Origin of the sequence: Kordia algicida OT-1, assembly GCF_000154725.1 — a bacterium.
In the GTDB taxonomy this organism is placed as follows: domain Bacteria; phylum Bacteroidota; class Bacteroidia; order Flavobacteriales; family Flavobacteriaceae; genus Kordia; species Kordia algicida.
In genome coordinates this window covers 1,005,405-1,007,197 of sequence record NZ_DS544873.1, presented here as the reverse complement: position 1 = coordinate 1,007,197, position 1,793 = coordinate 1,005,405, and the positions used below count along the sequence as shown (strand labels likewise).

Genomic DNA, 1,793 nt, shown 5'->3' with positions numbered 1-1,793 from the left:
CAAGTCTCATTAACCACTTGGAAAAATTCAATAAAAACGATAACATTAGAAGTCTATAAAGCTAAGTTCAGTAAAATAATTCGCTATCATGAATTTGTGTAAACGTGAAAATAGCTAAAGTTACTGTTGGTTCCTGTGTAAAATTTCGACAAAAGTTAAAGAACGTTAAAAACTAGATTTCCCTAGTTGAACTTTGCTATTTTTGATTTTACTGAACCAAATATTTCCTAATGAGAAAACTAATACTGTTTATTTTAGTGACTTGTGCTTTTATTTCAACAAGTGTTGCACAAAAACCCTCCGCTGCTTCTACAAACAATGTGACTAGAAAATCTATAAAAATTCGCTAGTCACATAAAAAATTACGTTGAAATCTGATAATTTGCTCCTTATGCACTTATTTTTGTGTATGCCAAAGTTTTTAGCATGTTTGCGATTTCTTTTCCAGGACGATAGTTCACTTTGGCACTTTTTATATAGCTTGCGTTTACTTCTTCCTCCGTATCAGAACCTGTACTACTTAATGAAATAGCAAACGTACCTAGTTTTCGTAGGTTGACACTTCTTCCCTCTTTCAACTCTCCTTGAATGGCATGACCAAACCGATAATTACAGCGTAAATATCATTTTGACGAACGGTAGAACCATCGGCTACCAATTCTGATAGTCTGTCAATGTCTGCGATACCATCACTAATAGCAATAGCATAGCTTTTTGGAGTTGCCGCTAAGTCTTGCGGATTTTTCTTTTGAATAACTTTAAATTTTACTGGCATAAGCTTCTAATTTTTGTGTTTATATGTATTTGAAAGTAAAACTCAGTAATTTTTTTTAAACTAAAAGCATGAATGGTGTTTAAGCTTTTAAAATTCAGGAAAAACATCCGTAGTCGCTTCCAATTTTTCTCACAAAACTTAGCAATTTGAATGATTTCCATAACTTTTCAGTCAAAAAATGCATCGTTTCAATACAGAACGTTTCCATTAGCAAACAAGAATTTGCAATCACGAAAATTGACTCTCCTGCGTTGCTCTCCGAGATAAAAAAATATACACTTCAAAAGAATAACATATTTAACGTGAGTTCGATATAACTATTTCATTATAAAATTGATTGTCAGTAGATTATACTTAATATCAAATCGAGCATTAATGAAATTAAAATATATTTTAATTGAAGATACCTAGCGTAGCTATCGAGATTCAATCAAAATTTTATTTTTTATAGTGTTCTCGTGAGCTACGCTCGGTATCTGCGATAATGCTCGAACTGACAATTAGTTATTTTTCAGTGAATTATGAACTATATAGTGATTTATTAAGTCGAACTCACGTTATTTAACAACTCTACCTTACAAACTTGTATGGCAAAACCGTACTACTTCCTTACGATTTATTCTTAACTTTTTAAATGATTATAATATCACATTATGAAGAAAAAGAGTCTAAAAAGTTTACATGTACACAAAACGACTATTTCTAACTTGAATCAACAAGCCATTTCAGGTGGTGATATCATTGTGATTATCACGCTACGTCGTCCGTGTCCAATTCCCGTTCCGCAAGCTACCGTGACTACCTGTTCAAGGTTTGCAGAATGTGATTCCATGCAAATATGTACGGCAGCTGTTTGCAAAACCAATGAATTAGACGCCAATACGCGACCAATTTGTTAGATCATTAAAAGAACTCAAAAGAAAACACTAAAATCACAGCGTCATGAAAAAAAAGAATCTAAAAAACCTAAACATTAACAAATCGACAATCTCCAGCTTAAACCAACAAAATATTTTGG

General features: G+C 32.3%; 1 protein-coding gene and 1 pseudogene. One reads left to right on the top strand and one right to left on the bottom strand.

Translation table 11 applies throughout. The features are described from left to right. Positions 1 to 389: 389 nt before the first annotated feature. Positions 390 to 775, bottom strand: a pseudogene (locus tag KAOT1_RS23515) (HU family DNA-binding protein). 653 nt (positions 776 to 1,428) lie between these two features. On the opposite strand from KAOT1_RS23515, the gene KAOT1_RS04200 reads away from it, so the two are divergent. Further along, positions 1,429 to 1,674 (top strand): hypothetical protein, encoded by a 246-nt coding sequence (locus KAOT1_RS04200; protein ID WP_040559315.1) that lies wholly within the window; start codon positions 1,429 to 1,431, stop codon positions 1,672 to 1,674. Positions 1,675 to 1,793 lie beyond the last annotated feature (119 nt).